Raw genomic sequence first — 18,464 nt, forward strand, 5'->3', positions numbered from 1 at the left:
CGTATCCGGGAATGACGCAGACGCGTTTGTATTTCACCGCGGGCAAGATCGAGGCTGATCGCATCTTCGCGGCGCTCGGTGCGGCGTTCGACGAAGAGGGCCTGCCGGTTGCGGTGCTCGAGGTCGACGAGGACCGCGATATCCACGAAGTATCGCTCTATGCCGACGACGACGTCGATGCGGTCGAGGCACGGCTTAGGGACATCCTGGCCGGACTGTCGCTGTCGAAACCGATAGAGCGAGAAGCGCTGCCCGACATCGACTGGGTGGCGCGCTCGCTGGAGGGATTGAAGCCGGTACGGGCCGGGCGCTTCTTCGTCCACGGCGCGCATGACCGCAGGAAGCGCCACAGCGGCGAACTCGCCATCGAGATCGAGGCCGGCCTTGCCTTCGGCACCGGCCATCACGGCACCACCGCCGGCTGCCTCGAAATGCTGGAGCAGGTCATACAGCGCGAGCATCCGCGCAACGCGCTCGACCTTGGCACTGGCAGCGCGGTGCTCGCCATCGCGGTGGCCAAGCTCGCGCATGTTCCGGTGCTGGCAACGGACATCGACCCGGTCGCCGTCAAGGTGGCCGCTGCCAATGCGCGGCTGAACCACGTCAAGGGGCTCATTGAAACGGTAGCGGCGCCCGGTTTTCATCATCCGATCTTTGCCGCGCGTGCGCCCTTCGACCTGATCGTCGCCAACATATTGGCGCGGCCGCTGATGCGTCTGGCGCCGCAAATGGCCGGGCATATCGCGCTCGGTGGCTCGATTGTTTTGTCGGGCATCCTCGAGCGCCAGCGCGATGCGGTAATCGCGGCCTATGTCGGCCAGAAATTCCGGCACGTCCGCACCTTGCACCGCGAGGGCTGGGTGACGATTCACCTCAAGCGCTGAGGCGCGACGCTTTCAACGCAAGCCGGAACCTGCTCGGACCTAGCGCGAGTTCGCCGCTTTCTTCAGCTGTTCGCGATCGTAGCCGTGAGCTTTCAGCGTTTCGTCATCAAAGCCAAGCAGAACGCCGCTCACATACCGGCTCGCTTCGCGCTGGCGAGCTTCGATCAGCGCTTTCACAGCGTTTCTGAAAAATCCGCGTCTGGCTGAAATCGAGGACATGACGGTCTCCTTTGCAGGGCAACAGGACTTTTCCTCCACGTTAAGAAGGTAAGCTCTGCTGACGCTTTTTGCAATCGCCGATTCTGCATGACCTCCATGCACAAAAAGACACTGCGGCGACCAGGGATGATCGTTCCGAAAATCGATTCCGATTTTCGAAGTCATGCGCTACGGTCGCGCCATCATTCGAGGAGAGCCGACATGTTCCAGTCCTTCGATTCCGCCGGCGATCCGGCCGTTGGCAAGCCGCGCGTGGCAATGCTGCGCCAATGGTTGGCGTCGAACGGGCTGGATGGCTTCATCGTGCCCCGTGCCGACGAGCACCAGGGCGAATATGTCGCCGACCGCTCGGCACGGCTGAAATGGCTGACCGGCTTCAGCGGCTCGGCCGGTGTCGTCATTGTACTTGGCGAGCGCGCCGTCATGTTTGTCGACGGGCGCTACACGCTGCAGGTGCGCCAGGAGGTCGATCTCGACATCTTTTCGATCGAGAGCCTTGTCGACAACCCGCCGGCCAACTGGATCAAGGACAATCTCGGCAAGGGCGTGCGATTGGGCTTCGATCCGTGGCTGCATACGATCAGCGACGTCAAGGCGCTGAAAGCCTCGGCCGAGAAATCCGGCGCGACACTGGTGCCGCTCGAATCGAATCCGATCGACGCGATCTGGCAGGACCAGCCTGGACCGCCACTGGCGCCGGTCGAGATCCACCCGATCGGCTTTGCCGGCGAACTGGCTAAGGACAAGCTGGTGCGGCTGGCAGCGGCCATCGAGAAGGATGGCGCCACCCATGCCGTGCTGACCGACCCCTCCTCGATTGCCTGGGCCTTCGACATCCGTGGCGGTGACGTACCGCACACACCGCTGGCGCTCGGCTTTGCCGTGCTGGCCGCCGACGGCTCGCATCTGCTTTTCATGGACCAGCGCAAGTTTTCGCGCACCGTTGCGGCCTACCTGACGCAGCTCGCCGAATTGCACGAACCAGGTGAATTCGAATCGGCAATCGTCACCCGGGCCAAGGGCGGCGCAAAAATCGCGCTGGACCCGGTTCTCGCGGCGGACAAGCTCAGAATGCTGGTCGAGGATAATGGCGGCACCGTCATTGCCACGGCCGATCCGGCCCGCATTCCACGCGCAACAAAGAACAAAGCTGAGATCGCCGGCGCTCGCGCCGCACATCGCCGCGACGGCGCCGCGGTCGCCAAGCTGCTGTGCTGGCTCGACCGCCAGAAGCCCGGCACGCTCGACGAAATCGCCGTTGTCACCAGGCTTGAGGAGACGCGCCGTCAGACCGGCGAAGAAACGCAGATGCCGCTGCGCGACGTATCGTTCGACACCATCTCTGGCGCCGGCCCTAACGGCGCCATCATGCACTACCGCGTCTCCCGCGCCACCAATCGCAAGCTGGGGGATGGCGAGCTGTTCCTGCTCGATTCCGGCGGGCAGTACCAGGACGGCACCACCGACATCACCCGCACGGTGCCGATCGGCGCGCCGACCGAAGAGATGCGCGAGCGCTTCACGCTGGTGCTGAAAGGCATGATCGGCATCTCCATGCTGCGCTTTCCCCCGGGCACGCGCGGCTCCGAAATCGATGCGGTGGCGCGCCTGGCGCTATGGAGACACGGCTGCGATTTCGCCCATGGCACCGGGCACGGTGTCGGGTCCTATCTTGCCGTGCATGAGGGCCCGCAACGTATCGCCAAGACCGGCACCGAAAAGCTGCTGGCCGGCATGATCCTCTCCAACGAACCCGGCTATTACAAGGAAGGTTCCTACGGCATCCGCATCGAGAACTTGATCCTGGTGACACCGGCCGAGGCAATCGAGGGCGGCGACATCGCCATGCACGGCTTCGAGACACTGACGCTGGCGCCGATCGACAAGCGGCTGGTCCGATCGGACCTTTTAACCCGCGACGAGTTGCATTGGCTTGACGAATACCATGCGCGCGTACTGGCCGAGATTGGACCGATGCTCGACGGCGAAACGCTGGCCTGGCTGGAAAAAGCAACCGCCCCTCTGCCGCACGACTTCAAGCAATAGTCGCGGCCGCAACGCCGAGTGACAGACTTTGCTCCGCAAGCAGTCCCTGCAAAGCCGTGACGTTGGGAGAACCGGCTCCCTTACGCCAAAACAACACCGTGACGGCGTTGTCTTCGTCAGCGGGCAGTTCGTGCAGCTTTAGCCAGCGGCTCTCTGGGAAACCCGAAAGCACACTTTTCGGCATCAGGGCTATGCCCATGCCAGCCACCACGCAACCGAGGATGGCATGGTATGAACCAAGCTCGATGGTTTTCTCGGCCATGAACCCTCTTCGCGCATACCATTGTTCCAGCCGCCGGCGGTGCGGGCAGCCGTGCTCGAAGGCTATCATGGTTTTGGGCATGTCCTGGCGGTCGTCGATCGAAACGCGCGATGCCGCCGAGACAATGACCAGTTGCTCGTGAAATGCGGGCAGCTTTTCGAACGGAGCGTCGGCGATCGGCTCGGCGGCGAACGCTGCATCGAGGTCGCCGGCAAGCATGGCGGTCGCGAGAACCTGCGGATTGCCGGTGCGCAACTGGATTTCCACGTCGGGATAACGTGCGTGATATTCGGCGAGCAGACTTGGAAGCCGTGCCGCGGCGGTGCTCTCCATGGCACCTAGGCGGAGCGTGCCGCGCGGGCGTGGATCAAGCATCGCCGTTCGGGCCTCCTCTGCAAGCGCCAGCAACCGATCCGCATACCCGACCAATTTGTGACCGGCGGGCGATACGTGCAGGCGCTTGCCCTCCCGGATAAACAGCTGCACGCCGAGATCCTCTTCGAGCTGCCGGATGCGTGTGGTCACGTTCGATTGCACGCGAAACAGTTTTTCCGCCGCCTTGGTGATTCCGCCCTCGCGCACCACCGTGCGGAAGATGCGCAGATCGGCCAAGTCCATACATCTCTCCTGGAGAACATAACGATCTTAATTATTCATTTTAGCTGATTATGCCTTTCCCGTAAATCGCCGGTGTAGCTGCCGATGAACACGGCAAACCTGGGGAGATGGAAATGTCGCGTGAGCCCTTCGGCATCCAGCCGACCGATCTAAGCGCATTGACGCCGAAGCAGCGCGAAGCGCTCTATAGCGACGCCGTGCGTCGCGCCCACCAGGAAAGATCGGAGGCGATCTGGCTGAGCCTGTCGCGGGTCGGCGCGGCAACAGTCGCTGCGGTAAAGCGCATGTGTGCTCTCGCCGCCAAGGTAAAAATCGATCAGCCGACGACCTGCCGCGCGAGGATCAGCACGGCAGCACCCACCAGGAACATCGCCATAAGGCCGCCGCGCAGCGACACCAGGCCGGGGACGACCAACGCCCCCCATTCCGCAGGTCCGGCGCTCAGCGCTGCCGGCGCTACCAGCGTGGTCAGCACCGCCGCCGGCACGGCGTTCAGCCCGGCCTCAACACGCGGATGGATATGGTCGAAGCGTGAGATCACCAGATGACCGCCAATGCGTGTCAAATAGGTCGCGATCGAAGCGGCGACGATGATCCACAAGGTCGTGCTCATGGCCGTGCCTCCACGCCGCTGTGGCGGGGCGGCAGGATGACGGCGAGCAGCACGCCGGCCAGCGCGCCGATGGAGACATGCCAGGGCGAGCCGACCGTCTTGTAAGCAATGATGGAGGCGGCAGCGCTTGCGACGACCACCGGCAGCCACAGCGGCCGCTTGCGGAAGCTCATGACCAGGCCGAGAAAATAGATCGGCAGCAGGAAGTCGATGCCCAGCGCGTGGGTGTCGGGAATAAGTTTGCCGAACACCGCCCCGAGCGCGCTTTCGATGACCCAGAACACGTAGACCGGCAGCCCGAGCCCCATATACCAGGCAAAGCCGACGGTCTCGCCGGCCTCCGCCTTGCGCTCGGCCACCGCGAACTGCGGATCGGTGAGCACGAAATAGCCTATCGCCTGCTGCGCTAGGGGCCAATGCGCGATTCGCCGGCCGATACCGGCCGAATAGAGCACATGGCGAAAATTCACGGCGAAGATCGACAGCACGATCAGCCACGGCGCGACATGCTGCCCGAACAGCTCGATGCCGACCATCTGGCTGGCGCCGCCGAACACCGTTGCGCTCATCAAGAACGCCTCGATCACGGAAAAGCCGTTGTCGACGGCGAGCGCCCCGAACAGCAACGCAAACGGCGCCGACGCCACCACGACAGGCATGCTCAGCCGCACGCCGTCCCAGAAATCGCTTCTCGCACCGTTTTCGGAGATTGCTTCCGCCGACATCGACCGCTCCTTGGGAAGGGCCGTATGTAGAGAGGGCGGTCCGGCTTGTCACACCAATTCGCTTGAGGCAAACGATCAGCGGAAATGATAGCTGAAGCATCGCGGCAAGCTCGCTTCCAGACTGTGGGACAAAATCAGAGGCTTGGTACCTGAGCGCATATCCGTTGGCGACGATCGGTCCTTGCCGAAGCGACGGCCATAGACCAACCTGCTGGGCCGGACAGGTGGTTCCAATGAGCGAATTTTCCATCGATCCAAAATTCGGCCGCCTGGCATTCGGCGCGGATCCCGGCAGCTATCACGCGACGCGACCTGGCTATCCTGATTGGGTATGCGAAATTCTATGTGAGCGGTGCCGTCTCGCGCATGGCACGGCGACGTTCGAGATTGGCGCAGGTACAGGAACTGCAACGCGCCGCTTACTCGAACTGGGCGCGAGCCCGTTGCTCGCCATTGAGCCGGATTCCCGCCTCGCGACTTTCCTTTGTGAGACTATTCAGGACAAAGCGCTCTCGGTGAGCGTCTCTGCGTTTGAGGATGCCGTCCTTGAGAAGGCCGGTTTTGATCTCGGTGTCAGCGCCACTGCCTTTCATTGGCTGGATGAGGACACGGCGCTGATCAAGGTCGCAGAGCTGCTTCGGCCGGGCGGCTGGTGGGCAATGGTCTGGAATGTATTCGGCGACGACAGTCGCCCCGATCCCTTTCATGATGCGACCAAGGCGCTGCTTGACGGGCCTTCGAGCCCGTCGGCGGGCTCAAATGGTATTCCGTTCGCCCTTGATGCCGAGGCCCGCGTGGCGGCACTGGAGCGAACCGGCGCGTTCGATGCCATCGAACATCGGACAAGTGTCTGGTCGCTCGTCCTCGATCCTGACCAGACGGTCGCCCTCTATGCCACTTTTTCCAATATCAACATCCGCAGTGACCGCGAAGCAATCCTGGCGGAGCTGGGTCGCATCGTCCGCGACGAGTTCCAAGGCTCCATAACCCGCAACATGACCACCAGCCTCTACACTGCGCGGCGCAGCTGACCGTCTGACTTTTCCGCTAGCGCTGCGAAGCCTTGCCTTCGATCGCCCTGCCCCAGTCGAGCAGCGGTTTTGCCCGAATGACGAAGTCGACGAGTTCGTCGACCAATCCAGCTCCGTAGATATCCGCCGGCTCGATTGCGTGCCGGACGGCGAAATGCCGGTTGCGGATGGCGGCCACGAGATCGGGCTCGATAACGTGCTCGAAGCCGCGCGGCGTGCGCTTCATACAGCCGTCCGGGTCGAGCTCGAGACCATTCTTCTTCAGCGCCGCGACGAGCGTGCGGAACTCAGCCGGCCGCTTTGCGATGGCGTTGCGCAGCGCCAGCAATAGCTCCGGTCCGGGCTGCCACCAGGCAACAGCGGCAAAGCAGCGCTCAAGCCCGATGTGGATGTAAAACACGCCCTGTTCCATCTTGGTGCCGTCGGGCGAAAGGATCGCCGACAGATGCCGGTTGTAAGGCCGTTTGTCCTTGGCGAAACGCACGTCGCGATTAATCCGGAACAGCGACTTCTTGCGGTCGCCGCGCAGGCCGAGCCCCAATGCCGTGAAGCGCTCGGAGAGCGCCTCGACCAGATCGCCGAAGGGATTGCGCAGGTCCCGCTCGAAGAGCTCGCGGTTTTCCAAAAACCACTCCCGGCTCTGATGAAAATCCAGTGCCTTGAGGAAGGGAATGGCCTTGTCACCAAAACCATTGAATTCAGCCGGCATCACGAGCCCTTGCCGATCCGCTCGAGCCAGGCATCCTCATCGATGACTTCGATACCGTGTTCGGCAGCCAGCTTGAGCTTGGAGCCAGCACCGGGCCCGGCGACGACGAGGTCGGTCTTCGCGGAAACCGAGCCGGCGACCTTCGCGCCGAGACGTTCAGCCATCGCCTTGGCCTCGGGGCGCGTCATCTTTTCGAGCGTGCCTGTAAACACGATCGTCTTGCCGGCGACCGCACTATCGGCTGAGACGTTCACGATGTACGGCTTCGGGTGGACCTGTGTGAGCAGCGCTTCAAGCACGGCGTCGTTGCGTTCATTGCCGAAGAAATCGCGAAGAGCGCCTATCACGGTATCGCCGATGCCGTTGATCGAAGGAAAAACGATGTGTGGATCGGCTGCCGCTGCTGTCTCCTTGCCAATGCGGATCAACTCCTCGATCGTCGAGAAGGTTCGGGCGAGCACAGCGGCCGTCGTTTCGCCGATATGGCGGATGCCCAGCGCAAAGATGAAGCGATCGAGTTCCGGTTCGCGGCGAGCGTCGATGGCAGCGAAGAGCTTGTCGAGACCTTCATAGTTGCGTTCCTCGACACCGCGTACATTCTTCCGCGTTTTGCCCGATGCGGCCTCACGCTGTCTGGCCTGCTCCTCCCGCCGCTCCGCCAATGCCTTGATAACGGCGGGACGGCGATCCCGGAGAGTGAAGATATCGGCTGCTGTCTTGACCAACCCGGCATTGAAGAACAGGTCAATGTTTTCAGCGCCCAGGCCTTCGATATCCATGGCGCCGCGTGACACGAAGTGACGCAATCCTTCCACGGCCTGGGCGGGGCAGATCAGCTCGCCGGTGCAACGTCGGCGGGAATCTTCCTTGCCGGTCTTCTCGTTGATCTCGCGCGTTGCCGGCGAGCCGCAGATCGGGCATTTGTGCGGGAATTCGTAGGGCACGGCGTCTGGCGGACGCTTGTCGACGACGACGCTGACGATCTGCGGAATGACGTCCCCCGCCCGCTGGATGACCACCGTGTCGCCGATACGTATGTCGTTGCCGTCGCGGATCGGCTGGCCGTTGCTGTCCAGACCCTTGATGTAGTCTTCGTTGTGAAGCGTGACATTCTCGACCACGACGCCGCCGACCGTGACGGGCGCAAGCCGGGCAACGGGCGCCAGCGTACCGGTACGGCCGACCTGAATGTCGATCCTGCGCACGGTCGTCATCGCCTGTTCGGCCGGAAATTTGTGAGCGATGGCCCAGCGTGGTTCGCCGGTGACGAAGCCCCATCTGCGCTGCAGCTCCAATTGATCGACCTTGTAGACCACGCCGTCGATGTCGTAGCCAAGCGATGAGCGCTGGGCCTCGATGAGGTGATAATGCGCGATCAGTTCGTCGACCGACTTTGCCCGGACCATCAGCGGACTGACCTTGAATCCCCACTCCGCGAATTTTTGCACGGAATCGTATTGGGTCGGAGCTGGATCCTTCGAAGTATAGCCCCAGGCGTAGGCAAAGAATTTGAGGTTGCGGCTGGCGGTAACGGACGGGTCCTTCTGACGGAGCGACCCGGCCGCCGTATTTCGCGGATTGACGTAATCCTGGCCGCCGATCGCCGCCGAGCGTTGCTTCAGCGCCTCGAATTCCGCGTAGGTCATATAGACCTCACCGCGTATTTCGATGACCTCGGGCCAGCCCGATCCCTTCAAGGTCTTGGGAATGTCGGCGATGGTCTTGAGATTGGCTGTGATGTCCTCGCCGACGACGCCGTCCCCGCGCGTTGCCCCCTGCACGAACACACCGCCTTCATACCGCAGGGAGGCCGATAGCCCGTCGATCTTCGGCTCTGCCGTGAAGGCGATGTTCAGATCCTTGTCGCGATCAAAGAATCGCCGGCCCCGTTCTATGAAGTCCGCGACGTCCTGGTCGCTATAAGCCTTGGCCAGGCTGAGCATCGGCACCGCGTGCCGCACCTTGGCAAAACCTTCCGCCGGCGGCGCGCCGACCCTGCGCGAGGGCGAATCCTCGCGCACAAGATGCGGGAACCGCTGTTCGATGGCGAGGTTGCGCCGGGTCAGCGCGTCATATTCCGCATCCGTGATTATCGGCGCGTCCTCGCCATGGTAGCGCCGGTCGTGCTCGGCGATCTCCTGCGCCAACCGCATCAACTCGCTTGCCGCCTCGCTTTCGCTGAGCGAACCGACTGGTTTTTCGTCCATGCACTGCTCCCTCCACGGTGGCGCGACACAATAGAACAGGATTTTCTCATGAGGGAGAGACCAGACATCGAAAATCATTCCTGAACAGCAGGATGGCGCCATACCCTGACTCAGGTCGCGAGCGTCGGAAACGAACTCGTCTGGAGCAATTCCAGGAAAACTGTGAAACGGTCTTCCGTCCGGAATTGCGCAAAACAAAGAGGTAGAGCGGTTCGGCGTTTCCGTGAAACGATGAACCGCTCTAGGTGTTTGATCCTAGGCTGCCGCGGTGTTCTCCCGCAGCAGCCGCTCGGCCGCCGCGCGCGCCTCGTCTGTAATGGTGGCGCCGGCGAGCATGCGTGCGATCTCTTCCTGCCGTGCCGCCCGGTCCATCTCGGCGATGCCGGTCGAGACGCGGTCGGCACCGCCTGATTTGGAGATCAGGAAATGCGTCGCCGCGCGCGCGGCTACTTGCGGTGCATGCGTGACCGAAAGGACCTGCACGCGTTTTGCCAGCCGCGCCAGCCGCTGGCCGATGGCGTCGGCAACCGCGCCGCCGACGCCGGTGTCAATCTCATCAAAGACCAAAGTCGGCGCCGACCCGCGATCGGCCAGCGCGACCTTCAACGCCAGCAGGAAGCGCGAAAGCTCGCCGCCGGAAGCGACCTTCATCATTGGGCCGGGCCTGGTGCCGGGATTGGTGCGCACCCAGAACTCGACCTGGTCGATGCCTTCTTCCATGCGGCTCTCGGCATCGCTTGCGATCTCGACGATGAACTCGGCCCGTTCGAGCTTCAGCGCCGGCAGTTCGGCCATTACCGCCTTGGTCAGCCCGACGGCCGCCGCATGGCGAAGCGACGACAGCTGGGCCGCCGTAATGTCATAGGCCTGGCGCGCCGCTGCAGCCTGTTTCTCCAGCGCATGCAGGCGCTCCTCGCCGGCGTCGAGATCGGCAAGGTCGGCAGCCATGGTGTCACGCAATTGCGCCAGGTCGTCCACGGCGACGCTGTGCTTGCGCGAGGCGGCACGCAGCGAAAACAGCCGCTCCTCTGCCTTCTCCAGCCGCTGCGGATCATATTCGGTCGCGCGAAGAGCTGCTTCGACGCCCGACTGCGCCGCGTCGAGCGACAGCATCGCTTCGTCGAGCGATTTGACGACGTCCTCGAGCAGCCCGGGCGCTTCGGTCGCCTTTCGCTGCAGCCGCCTGAGCAGGCTGGCCAGTTGCGGCAAGGGCGAGGACGGGCCCGAGAGCACATCCTGCGCATCGTGGATTTCCGAGGCGATCTTTTCGGCACGCATCATCGAGGCGCGCAGTTCGGCCAGTTCGGTCTCTTCGCCCGGTTGCGGATCGAGCCTGGTCAATTCGGCGACCGCAGCACGCAGATAATCGGCCTCACGGGCGGCTGCCTCGACTTTGGCCCGGTGCCGTGAAAATTCCTGCTCGCAGGTACGCCAATGCCGCCACGCCTCGCCGGTTGCCCGAGCAGCGCCGAGATGGCCGCCGAAACTGTCGAGCAACTCGCGATGGGCGCCGGGATCGACCAAAGCGCGCTCGTCATGCTGGCCGTGGATCTCGACCAGCGCACGGCCGATGTCGCGCATCAGCGTCACGCTGGACGGCTGATCGTTGACGAACACGCGCGTGCGGCCGTCAGCCGTCTGGACGCGGCGCAGGATGATGTCGCCGTCGTCCTCGATGGCATTCTCGGCAAGCAGCATGCGAGCCGCGTGGTTGCGCGGCACGTCGAACACGGCGATGATCTGGCCTTGTGCCGCGCCATGCCGCACCAGCGAAGCGTCGCCGCGGGCGCCAAGCGCCAGCGACAACGCGTCGAGCAGGATAGATTTTCCGGCGCCGGTTTCGCCGGTAAGGACCGAAAGGCCGGACGAGAAGTCGATGTCCAGCTTCTCGATCAGAACGATATCGCGGATCGACAGTCTGGAGAGCATGGTGACGCGCCGCTCAGGCGCCGGTGATCAGCTTCCCGGCCTTGGAGATCCACGACCCGGCATTCTCGCGCGGCTCGAGCCCACCACTCTGCAGGAGCTTGTAGGAGTCCTTGTACCACTGGCTGTCGGGATAGTTGGTGCCGAGCACGGCCGCAGCGGTCTGCGCTTCCGACGTCAGCCCCATCGCATAGTAGCTCTCGGTAAGACGCGCCAGCGCTTCCTCGACATGGCGTGTGTTGGAATAGTTCTCCACGACGTTGCGGAACCGTTTGACGGCCGCGATGTATTCGCGGCGCTCGAGATAGTAGCGGCCGATCTGCATCTCCTTGCCGGCGAGCTGATCGTTGGCGAAGCGGATCTTCTCCTTGGCATCGTCGACATATTCGGAAGTCGGCCAGCGCGTCACCAGGTCCTGCATCGTCTGCGCGGTAAGACGCGCTTCCTTCTGGTCCTGGGTGACGTCCTTGATCTGGCGGTAGTAGCTCAGCCCGATAATATATTGGGCATAGGCTGCATCGTCGGTCGACGGGTAGAGGGTCAGGTAGCGCTTGGCCGAACCGATCGCCTCATCGTAATTGCCCTGACGGTAGTCGGCAAAGGCACCCATCACCATCGATTTGCGGGCGAATTCGGAATATGGATGCTGGCGGTCGACGGCATCGAACTTGCGGCTTGCCTCCTGCAGTCGCCCGGCATTCAGATTGGCGAGACCCTGATTGTAAAGCACGTCGGCCGGCTCGGTCTGATCGACATAGGTCGAAAGGTCGACGTCCTTCTCGGACGACATGCAGGCCGACAGAAACAGCGATGGAACGACCACCGAAAGCGCCAGGAAAACAGCCCGCCGCAGCGCCTTCGATTGACCAACTCGCTTGAAAAACATGTTTGGATTCCGCCCTTTCGGCGTCATTTCAGTCGACGGCAGCTGCCATAAACCATAATTGCCTTGCCCGGCAACGCTATCCCCGGCCAATCGCACATTTTTGTGGCGGTTTGGCGCCACCTGGAAAGCTGTGTAATTTGGCCGGCCAGTGATGCATCCATGCAACACAGCCTGACCGCAACGTGGGCCGTAAGACCTTAAGAATCAGATCATCCAGGGCGCATAGAGGGGTGCGTTGACGGCGCTCATCTCCGCGGTACGCCCGCGCTCGCGGCGCGTCGTCTCGACGATCTCGAAAGCCGAACGATCCGACAAGAGACGACGCAGCGCAGCGGCGTTCAGCCTGTGGCCACCACGATAGGAGCGGAAGCAGCCGATGAACCGGGCGCCGGCGAGCGCCAGATCGCCCATCGCATCCATCGTCTTGTGGCGCGCGAACTCGTTCGGATAGCGCAGGCCTCCGATGTTGATCACGCGGTTGTCGTCGCCGATCACCAGGGAGTTTTCCAACGAGGAGCCGAGCGCATAGCCGGCCGCCCACAGCCGCTCGACGTCCTTCATGAAACCGAAAGTGCGGGCCCGCGCGACGTCACGCCGGAAAATGTCGGCGTTCATGTCGGATGCAAAAAGCTGGCGCCCGATCGCCGGGCTTTCGAAATCGATCTCGATCTCGAAGCGCGTGCCGTCATAGGGCCGGAACTCCGCCCAGCAGGCGCCGTTCTCGATACGAACCGGCTTGACCACCCTGATGTAGCGACGCTTGACCGGCAGCGTTTCGATGCCTGCCTGGTCAATGGCCTCGACGAAGATCACTGCGCTGCCGTCGAGGATAGGCACCTCATGGCCATCGATTTCGATGACGAGATTGTCGATCCCAAGCCCGAAAAGCGTCGCCATCAGGTGCTCGACGGTGGCGATGTGCTCGCCTTGCGGATCGCCGAGCATGGTGCAGAGGTCGGTGGCACCGACCTCGGAAACGAGCGCGCGAAATTCGTGGCTTCCGTTTGCATTCGAAAGCTGGAAGACGACACCCGTATCGGCGTCTGCCGGCAGGAAATGGACAGTGACCGGATTGCCACTGTGAACGCCGATGCCGGTCAGCGTCGCACGCGATTTAAGTGTCGTCTGATAGTCGTGCAAAACAATCCCCATAGCCCGTACTGCCTAGGTCCGCTTCATCTGCCCTGAGGGCGCGGCTCTTAATTGATCGGCAGGCAGGGCCACTTCCCCGAGACTCCCAGCAAACCGACTTTGGTCGGTGGCGAAGATAATGGTCCCGCAGGGAGACTCCAAATCACGGTTTCTTACTCGTTGTAACCGCGGCCCAGCGCGGGATTGCCGCATAAGTCTTTGTTTTAAAAGTGTTTTTAATATTAACAGGCGAACAGTTTCCTGCTCGCCTGTTAACAACTGTTACGAACCGTTAACAGATCAATTGGCCTGTCGGCGCAGGAAGGCGGGAATCTCCAACTGATCGTCTTCCTGGACAGCCCGGCTCTGCGGCGTCAGGCGGCCCTGCTCATCCAGCTGGCCGCGACGCGGTGCGTAAAGCTGCGGATCCTGGCTGGCTAGGCGGCGCACTTCCGCCGGCGCCTGGCGCAGTTTCGGTTCGCGAGGCTGCGCCGGCTGCAGTCTTGCAGGTTCCTCTTCGCGGCGGGTCAAGCCGTTGGTCAGGCGCTTGAGCAAGCCCATCGGGCCGCTGTTCTCGTGGTCGGCCGGGCGGGCCTTGGCTTCCACTTCGGCCTTCACCTGCGGCGGGAAATCCTCGACCCGCGGCATGCGCTGGGGTGCCGCGGCAACCGGCTGCGGCATTTCACGATGCGGAGCGGGCTGCATCGCTTGCTGAACCGCCGGCTGCATCATTGGCTGCGGCTGAGCGGGAGGCGCCTGGAAGATCTTGCTCTGCGGACGGAAGTCTTCCGCATGGGCGACCGGTGCCGGGCGGGCCTGCGCCATCGCTGCCGCATTCGCCTCGGCGAGCTGAATGGCCTCGGCGACCGGATCGGCAGCACGTGGTTCATAGATCGGTTGCTGGACAGGCGCCGGGCGCATTTCCGTGACCTGGGCCGCCGGGCGGCTGACCGGCTTCGGCGGAGCCGCGCGGATGGCGATCGGCGCGGCAGCGATTTCGGCCGCCGATTTGTCGATGCCGGTGGCGACCACCGACACGCGGATAACGCCTTCGAGTTCCTCGTCGAAGGTGGCGCCTAGAATGATGTTGGCGTCCTGATCGACCTCTTCGCGAATGCGGGTTGCGGCCTCATCGACTTCGAACAGGGTCAGGTCGCGGCCGCCGGTGATCGAGATCAGCAGGCCCTTGGCGCCCTTCATCGAGGTCTCGTCGAGCAGCGGGTTGGCGATGGCGGCTTCAGCCGCGGCCATTGCGCGGCCCTCGCCCGAAGCCTCGCCGGTTCCCATCATCGCCTTGCCCATTTCGCGCATGACCGAGCGGACGTCGGCGAAGTCGAGATTGATCAGGCCTTCCTTGACCATCAGGTCGGTAATGCAGGCAACGCCCGAATAGAGCACCTGGTCGGCCATGGCGAAGGCATCGGCGAAGGTGGTCTTGTCATTGGCCAGCCGGAACAGGTTCTGGTTGGGAATGACGATCAGGGTGTCGACGCATTTCTGTAGTTCCTCGATACCCATGTCGGCCGTCTTCATGCGGCGCTGGCCTTCGAAGTGGAACGGCTTGGTGACGACGCCGACGGTAAGGATACCCTTTTCGCGGGCAGCGCGGGCAACGACGGGAGCCGCCCCGGTGCCGGTGCCGCCGCCCATGCCGGCAGTGACGAAGCACATATGCGTGTTGGAGAGATGATCGATGATCTCGTCGATGCACTCTTCCGCCGCCGCGCGCCCGACTTCAGGCTGCGATCCGGCGCCGAGACCCTCGGTGACATGCGCGCCGAGCTGGATCAGCCGCTCGGCCTTCGACATCGTCAGTGCCTGTGCGTCGGTGTTGGCCACCACGAATTCGACGCCGCGCAAGCCGGCGGTGATCATGTTGTTGACGGCATTGCCGCCGCCGCCGCCGACACCGAACACGGTGATGCGCGGCTTGAGCTCGGTGATGTCCGGCTTCTGCAGATTGATGGTCATTGTCTTCGTCCTTTGCCTTTCCCGCCGCTTCGCCGCCGCGGCCGCCTATGGGGCTGTCCCCGTCAAATTAAAAACTGTCTCTCAACCACTGACTCATTCGATGCAGTTTTCCGCCTGTTCCGGTCATCCGAAGACCGGAAATTCCCTTCGCCGGGCGGCTCTCGAAGCTCGCCATCTGCGGGTAGATCAGAAGCCCGACGGGCGTCGAAAAAGCCGGCCCCTTGGCCGCCTCGGGCAGGCCTGCCACGCCAAGCGGGCGGCCAATGCGCACATTGCGGCCGAGAATGCGGCGTGCTGCTTCGGGCAGGCCGGCAAGCTGGCTGGCGCCGCCGGTCAGCACCACACGCTTGCCGACGGCATTGCCGTAGCCGGACTTGTTCAGGCGGTCGCGCAGCAATTCCAGCGTCTCGTCGATGCGGGCGCGGATGATGCGTGTCATCACCGAGCGCGGGATCTGCAACGGCACCTCGCCGTCCTCGCCGATCGGATGGATGGAAACCAGGTCGCGGTCGTCGGCACTGCCAGGCAGCGCCGAGCCATGCATCACTTTCAGCCTTTCGGCGGCATCGAGCGAGGTCGACAGGCCCTTGGCCATATCCAGCGTGACGTGGTTGCCGCCGATCGCGATGGCGTCGCCGTGGACGAACTTGCCTTCCGAAAATACCGAGATCGTCGTCGTGCCGCCGCCCATGTCGATGCAGGCCGCGCCCATTTCGAGCTCGTCGTCGACCAGCGCGGCAAGCCCGCTGGCATAAGGCGTCGCCACCATGCGCTCGACCGACAGATGCGAGCGGTTGATGCAGAGCTCAAGATTGCGCAAAGGCGCCGCGTCGCCCGTCAGCACGTGCATGTCGACGCCAAGCTGGTCGCCAACCATGCCGCGCGGATCGCGCACACCGCGCTCGGCATCCAGAGAAAAGGCTACGGGAAGCGAATGGATCACCTCGCGCTCGGCCCGCAGAGCCTGCTTGGCGCCGGCGGCAAGCACGCGCTTGATGTCGGCCTCGTCGGCCTCATGGCCGCCGAGATTGATGGTGGCCGAAAAAGCCTCGCTCTTCAACCGGCCCGCAGTCATGTTGACGATCAGCGAATCGACCGTCAGTCCCGCCATGCGTTCCGCGGCGTCGACGGCAAGACGGATGGCGTGCTCGGCGCGGTCGAGATCGATGACGACGCCCGATTTCACGCCTTGCGATTTCTGGTGGCCGATGCCGATCACCTGGACGCGATGCGAGCGTCCGCGCAGCAGCTTGCCATCCTCGCGGGGCTTGAGCTTGGCCACCACGCAGCAGACCTTGCTGGAACCGACATCCAGCACCGTCAAGATGCCGGACCGGCGCGCCGAAGCATCGCTATTGCCGCCAAGCCAGCTCATATCTTCGTCTCCGGCTTGCGCTTCAGCATCTTGGGCTTTTCGTTGAGCGCGGCCTGGCGCTGTGTCGCCGCCTCCGGCGTCAGCTGGACGACCAGACGATCGGAAAGGCGCATGTCGACGGCGGCGATGTCGCGCGTCAAAAGCCCGTTCTCGTGGTCCATCCTGACCAGGTCGGCAATCGCCTGGTCCTCGCCGTCTTCGGGAAGTTTGATCGTGATGCCGTTTTCAAGCTTGAGATCCCAGCGCCGTTCGCCGATGCGGATATAGCCCTTGATCCGCGCGGCGAGCTCCGGATAGTTCTTGATCTTCGCCAGGAAATCCGGCGCTTTGGCCGGTGCGCCGGTGCCGATGATCAGCGGCAGCAATATCTGCTTGCCGCCGGAGAACGGCGCAATGACGGCGCCGGATTTCTCGATGACCGAAAGCGCGCTGCCTTGCTGCCACAGCGCGAACGGCTCGCGCTCCTCGACGCGCACTTCCAGCGTATGCGGGTAGACCTTGCGCACTGCCGCGGCTTCGACCCAGGGTAGCGTGGTGATGCGTTCGCGCGCGGTTTCGGCGTCGAAGCCGATCAGCGAGGTCCAGCCGTCGAGTTCCAGCCTGTCGAGAATATCGATCTCGGATGTTTCGCGGTTGCCCACAACCTTGACCTGGTCGACGGCAAAGCCGGTGCGGGCGGTGACACTCTGGACGATGGCGTCGGCATGCCCGCCGAGATAGGCCCCATAGGCACCGCTCGAAACAAGCAGTGCCGCCGACAGCATGGCAGCGCAATAGGGCGGCGCTTCGAAGTCGCCTTCGCCGAGGCGCGCCAGCACGCGCACCGGCCGGCGGAGCAGGCGCGGCAGCACGAAATGGTCGAACGACAACGGCATGCCGAATAGCGCCGGCCCGGCCGCGCCCTTCTCCCTGCCCTGTCCCCACTTCAACGCAGACACGAAGCGTCCTCCACCATCCAACTCAACAAATCGCCGAACGAGTGTCCCGCTTGCGCGGCGATTTCCGGCACCAAAGACGTCGGCGTCATGCCCGGCTGGGTGTTGACCTCGAGCCAGACAATTTCGCCGTTTTCGGAGTGACGATCGTCATAACGGAAGTCCGACCGGGAAACGCCCCGACAGCCGATAGCTTGATGAGCCTTGAGTGCCAGTGTCTGTATTTTTTGGTAAATATTCGGTGAAAGTTTTGCCGGGCATTCGTGTTTTGATCCTCCCGCGACGTATTTTGAATCATAGTCGTAGAAGGAATGGCCGGTCGGGATGATCTCGCAGACACCGAGCGCCACATCGCCCATCACCGCGCAGGTCAATTCCCGCCCGTGCACATAACGCTCGACCATGACCGTATCGCCGTATCTCCACTCGGACGAGCCGATGATCTGCGGCGGATGCGACTGGCCTTCATGCACGATGACGACACCGAAGCTCGACCCTTCGTTGACCGGCTTGACCACATAGGGCGGCTTCATCGGGTGCTTGTTCTGGATGGCGAAGCGATTGGCCACCTTCGATTCCGCCACCGGAATGCCGGCCGCCTTGGCGACCTTCTTGGCCTGTTCCTTGTTCATCGCGAGCGCCGAGGCAAGCACGCCCGAATGGGTGTACGGAATGGCGAGGTACTCGAGGATACCCTGGATGGTGCCGTCCTCGCCGAAAGGGCCGTGCAGTGCGTTGAAGACGACGTCAGGCTTGAGCGCGCCGAGCACCGAGCCGATGTCGCGCGAGACGTCGACGCGGGTGACCTGGTAGCCCTCTCCCTCGAGCGCATCGGCGCAGGCTTTGCCCGACGACAGGGACACGGGCCGCTCGGACGAGAATCCTCCCAGAAGGACGGCCACGTGCTTGCTTGTCATTCCCCGTCA

16 protein-coding genes are annotated in these 18,464 nt (G+C 63.1%); 3 read left to right on the plus strand and 13 right to left on the minus strand.

Features of this window, described 5'->3' with window-relative positions:
• Positions 1-11: 11 nt before the first annotated feature.
• Positions 12-884 carry a 50S ribosomal protein L11 methyltransferase gene (locus NKH98_RS07085; protein WP_352897337.1) on the plus strand — a complete coding sequence of 291 codons (873 nt, stop codon included), beginning with the start codon at positions 12-14 and terminating at the stop codon, positions 882-884.
• 39 nt (positions 885-923) lie between these two features.
• Here the strand turns inward: NKH98_RS07085 and NKH98_RS07090 are convergent, their stop codons facing one another.
• Entirely contained in the window at positions 924-1,268 is a 345-nt protein-coding gene (locus NKH98_RS07090; RefSeq protein WP_352897339.1) for a hypothetical protein, read from the minus strand.
• A 36-nt stretch (positions 1,269-1,304) separates the two neighbouring features.
• Between NKH98_RS07090 and NKH98_RS07095 the strand changes: the two genes are divergently transcribed.
• A complete protein-coding gene (locus tag NKH98_RS07095; protein WP_352897341.1) occupies positions 1,305-3,149 on the plus strand; it encodes an aminopeptidase P family protein in 1,845 nt (614 codons plus the stop codon).
• On the opposite strand, the gene NKH98_RS07100 is transcribed toward NKH98_RS07095, so the two are convergent.
• The 3 genes from NKH98_RS07100 to NKH98_RS07110 form a co-directional block, all read right to left on the minus strand.
• Positions 3,139-4,029 (minus strand): LysR family transcriptional regulator, encoded by an 891-nt coding sequence (locus NKH98_RS07100; protein ID WP_352897343.1) that lies wholly within the window; start codon positions 4,027-4,029, stop codon positions 3,139-3,141. The two genes, NKH98_RS07095 and NKH98_RS07100, sit on opposite strands and share 11 nt — an antisense overlap.
• Before the next feature lie 316 nt (positions 4,030-4,345).
• The gene (locus NKH98_RS07105) at positions 4,346-4,642 is read right to left on the minus strand and encodes an AzlD family protein (RefSeq protein ID WP_352897345.1); all 297 of its coding nucleotides are present in this window, start codon (positions 4,640-4,642) and stop codon (positions 4,346-4,348) included.
• The gene (locus tag NKH98_RS07110; RefSeq protein ID WP_352897347.1) at positions 4,639-5,367 is read right to left on the minus strand and encodes an AzlC family ABC transporter permease; all 729 of its coding nucleotides are present in this window, start codon (positions 5,365-5,367) and stop codon (positions 4,639-4,641) included. Before NKH98_RS07110 ends, NKH98_RS07105 begins: the two co-directional genes overlap by 4 nt.
• A 233-nt stretch (positions 5,368-5,600) precedes the next feature.
• Between NKH98_RS07110 and NKH98_RS07115 the strand changes: the two genes are divergently transcribed.
• On the plus strand, positions 5,601-6,398 hold the full coding sequence (locus tag NKH98_RS07115) for a class I SAM-dependent methyltransferase (protein WP_352897348.1): 798 nt from the start codon (positions 5,601-5,603) through the stop codon (positions 6,396-6,398).
• A gap of 16 nt (positions 6,399-6,414) precedes the next feature.
• Here NKH98_RS07115 and NKH98_RS07120 read toward each other — a convergent pair whose 3' ends face one another.
• The 9 genes from NKH98_RS07120 to NKH98_RS07160 all read right to left on the minus strand — a co-directional run bounded on the left by NKH98_RS07120 (position 6,415) and on the right by NKH98_RS07160 (position 18,455).
• A complete protein-coding gene (locus NKH98_RS07120) occupies positions 6,415-7,107 on the minus strand; it encodes a DUF2461 domain-containing protein (protein WP_352897350.1) in 693 nt (230 codons plus the stop codon).
• Positions 7,107-9,314 carry an NAD-dependent DNA ligase LigA gene (ligA, locus tag NKH98_RS07125; protein ID WP_352897352.1) on the minus strand — a complete coding sequence of 736 codons (2,208 nt, stop codon included), beginning with the start codon at positions 9,312-9,314 and terminating at the stop codon, positions 7,107-7,109. The genes NKH98_RS07120 and ligA overlap by 1 nt, the downstream gene beginning before the upstream one ends.
• Positions 9,315-9,569: 255 nt before the next feature.
• Entirely contained in the window at positions 9,570-11,243 is a 1,674-nt protein-coding gene (gene recN, locus NKH98_RS07130) for a DNA repair protein RecN (RefSeq protein ID WP_352703490.1), read from the minus strand.
• 13 nt (positions 11,244-11,256) lie between these two features.
• Positions 11,257-12,126: an outer membrane protein assembly factor BamD gene (locus NKH98_RS07135; RefSeq protein WP_254818981.1), complete on the minus strand. Its 870-nt coding sequence runs from the start codon at positions 12,124-12,126 to the stop codon at positions 11,257-11,259.
• Positions 12,127-12,330: 204 nt separating this feature from the next.
• Complete coding sequence (lpxC, locus tag NKH98_RS07140; RefSeq protein WP_352897355.1) at positions 12,331-13,278, minus strand: UDP-3-O-acyl-N-acetylglucosamine deacetylase; 948 nt, start codon at positions 13,276-13,278, stop codon at positions 12,331-12,333.
• A gap of 279 nt (positions 13,279-13,557) precedes the next feature.
• A complete protein-coding gene (ftsZ, locus tag NKH98_RS07145) occupies positions 13,558-15,228 on the minus strand; it encodes a cell division protein FtsZ (RefSeq protein WP_254818983.1) in 1,671 nt (556 codons plus the stop codon).
• Positions 15,229-15,295: 67 nt separating this feature from the next.
• Positions 15,296-16,603, minus strand: coding sequence for a cell division protein FtsA (gene ftsA / locus NKH98_RS07150; protein ID WP_254818984.1), 1,308 nt, complete (start codon positions 16,601-16,603; stop codon positions 15,296-15,298).
• Complete coding sequence (locus NKH98_RS07155; RefSeq protein WP_352897357.1) at positions 16,600-17,541, minus strand: cell division protein FtsQ/DivIB; 942 nt, start codon at positions 17,539-17,541, stop codon at positions 16,600-16,602. The genes ftsA and NKH98_RS07155 overlap by 4 nt, the downstream gene beginning before the upstream one ends.
• Positions 17,529-18,455, minus strand: a complete 927-nt coding sequence (locus NKH98_RS07160; RefSeq protein WP_352475369.1) for a D-alanine--D-alanine ligase — start codon at positions 18,453-18,455, stop codon at positions 17,529-17,531. Before NKH98_RS07160 ends, NKH98_RS07155 begins: the two co-directional genes overlap by 13 nt.
• Positions 18,456-18,464: the final 9 nt, after the last annotated feature.

The sequence above is a fragment of the Mesorhizobium sp. M0833 genome, assembly GCF_040319905.1.
Taxonomy (GTDB): domain Bacteria; phylum Pseudomonadota; class Alphaproteobacteria; order Rhizobiales; family Rhizobiaceae; genus Mesorhizobium.

Coding starts and splice junctions, on each gene's coding strand:
- lpxC (WP_352897355.1), bottom strand. CDS start 13,278: ATGGGGATTGTTTTGCACGACTATCAGACGACACTTAAATCGCGTGCG.
- NKH98_RS07120 (WP_352897350.1), bottom strand. CDS start 7,107: ATGCCGGCTGAATTCAATGGTTTTGGTGACAAGGCCATTCCCTTCCTC.
- NKH98_RS07110 (WP_352897347.1), bottom strand. CDS start 5,367: ATGTCGGCGGAAGCAATCTCCGAAAACGGTGCGAGAAGCGATTTCTGG.
- NKH98_RS07090 (WP_352897339.1), bottom strand. CDS start 1,268: ATGACTTCGAAAATCGGAATCGATTTTCGGAACGATCATCCCTGGTCG.
- ftsA (WP_254818984.1), bottom strand. CDS start 16,603: ATGAGCTGGCTTGGCGGCAATAGCGATGCTTCGGCGCGCCGGTCCGGC.
- NKH98_RS07100 (WP_352897343.1), bottom strand. CDS start 4,029: ATGGACTTGGCCGATCTGCGCATCTTCCGCACGGTGGTGCGCGAGGGC.
- NKH98_RS07085 (WP_352897337.1), top strand. CDS start 12: ATGACGCAGACGCGTTTGTATTTCACCGCGGGCAAGATCGAGGCTGAT.
- ftsZ (WP_254818983.1), bottom strand. CDS start 15,228: ATGACCATCAATCTGCAGAAGCCGGACATCACCGAGCTCAAGCCGCGC.
- NKH98_RS07160 (WP_352475369.1), bottom strand. CDS start 18,455: ATGACAAGCAAGCACGTGGCCGTCCTTCTGGGAGGATTCTCGTCCGAG.
- NKH98_RS07115 (WP_352897348.1), top strand. CDS start 5,601: ATGAGCGAATTTTCCATCGATCCAAAATTCGGCCGCCTGGCATTCGGC.
- NKH98_RS07095 (WP_352897341.1), top strand. CDS start 1,305: ATGTTCCAGTCCTTCGATTCCGCCGGCGATCCGGCCGTTGGCAAGCCG.
- NKH98_RS07105 (WP_352897345.1), bottom strand. CDS start 4,642: ATGAGCACGACCTTGTGGATCATCGTCGCCGCTTCGATCGCGACCTAT.
- NKH98_RS07135 (WP_254818981.1), bottom strand. CDS start 12,126: ATGTTTTTCAAGCGAGTTGGTCAATCGAAGGCGCTGCGGCGGGCTGTT.
- recN (WP_352703490.1), bottom strand. CDS start 11,243: ATGCTCTCCAGACTGTCGATCCGCGATATCGTTCTGATCGAGAAGCTG.
- ligA (WP_352897352.1), bottom strand. CDS start 9,314: ATGGACGAAAAACCAGTCGGTTCGCTCAGCGAAAGCGAGGCGGCAAGC.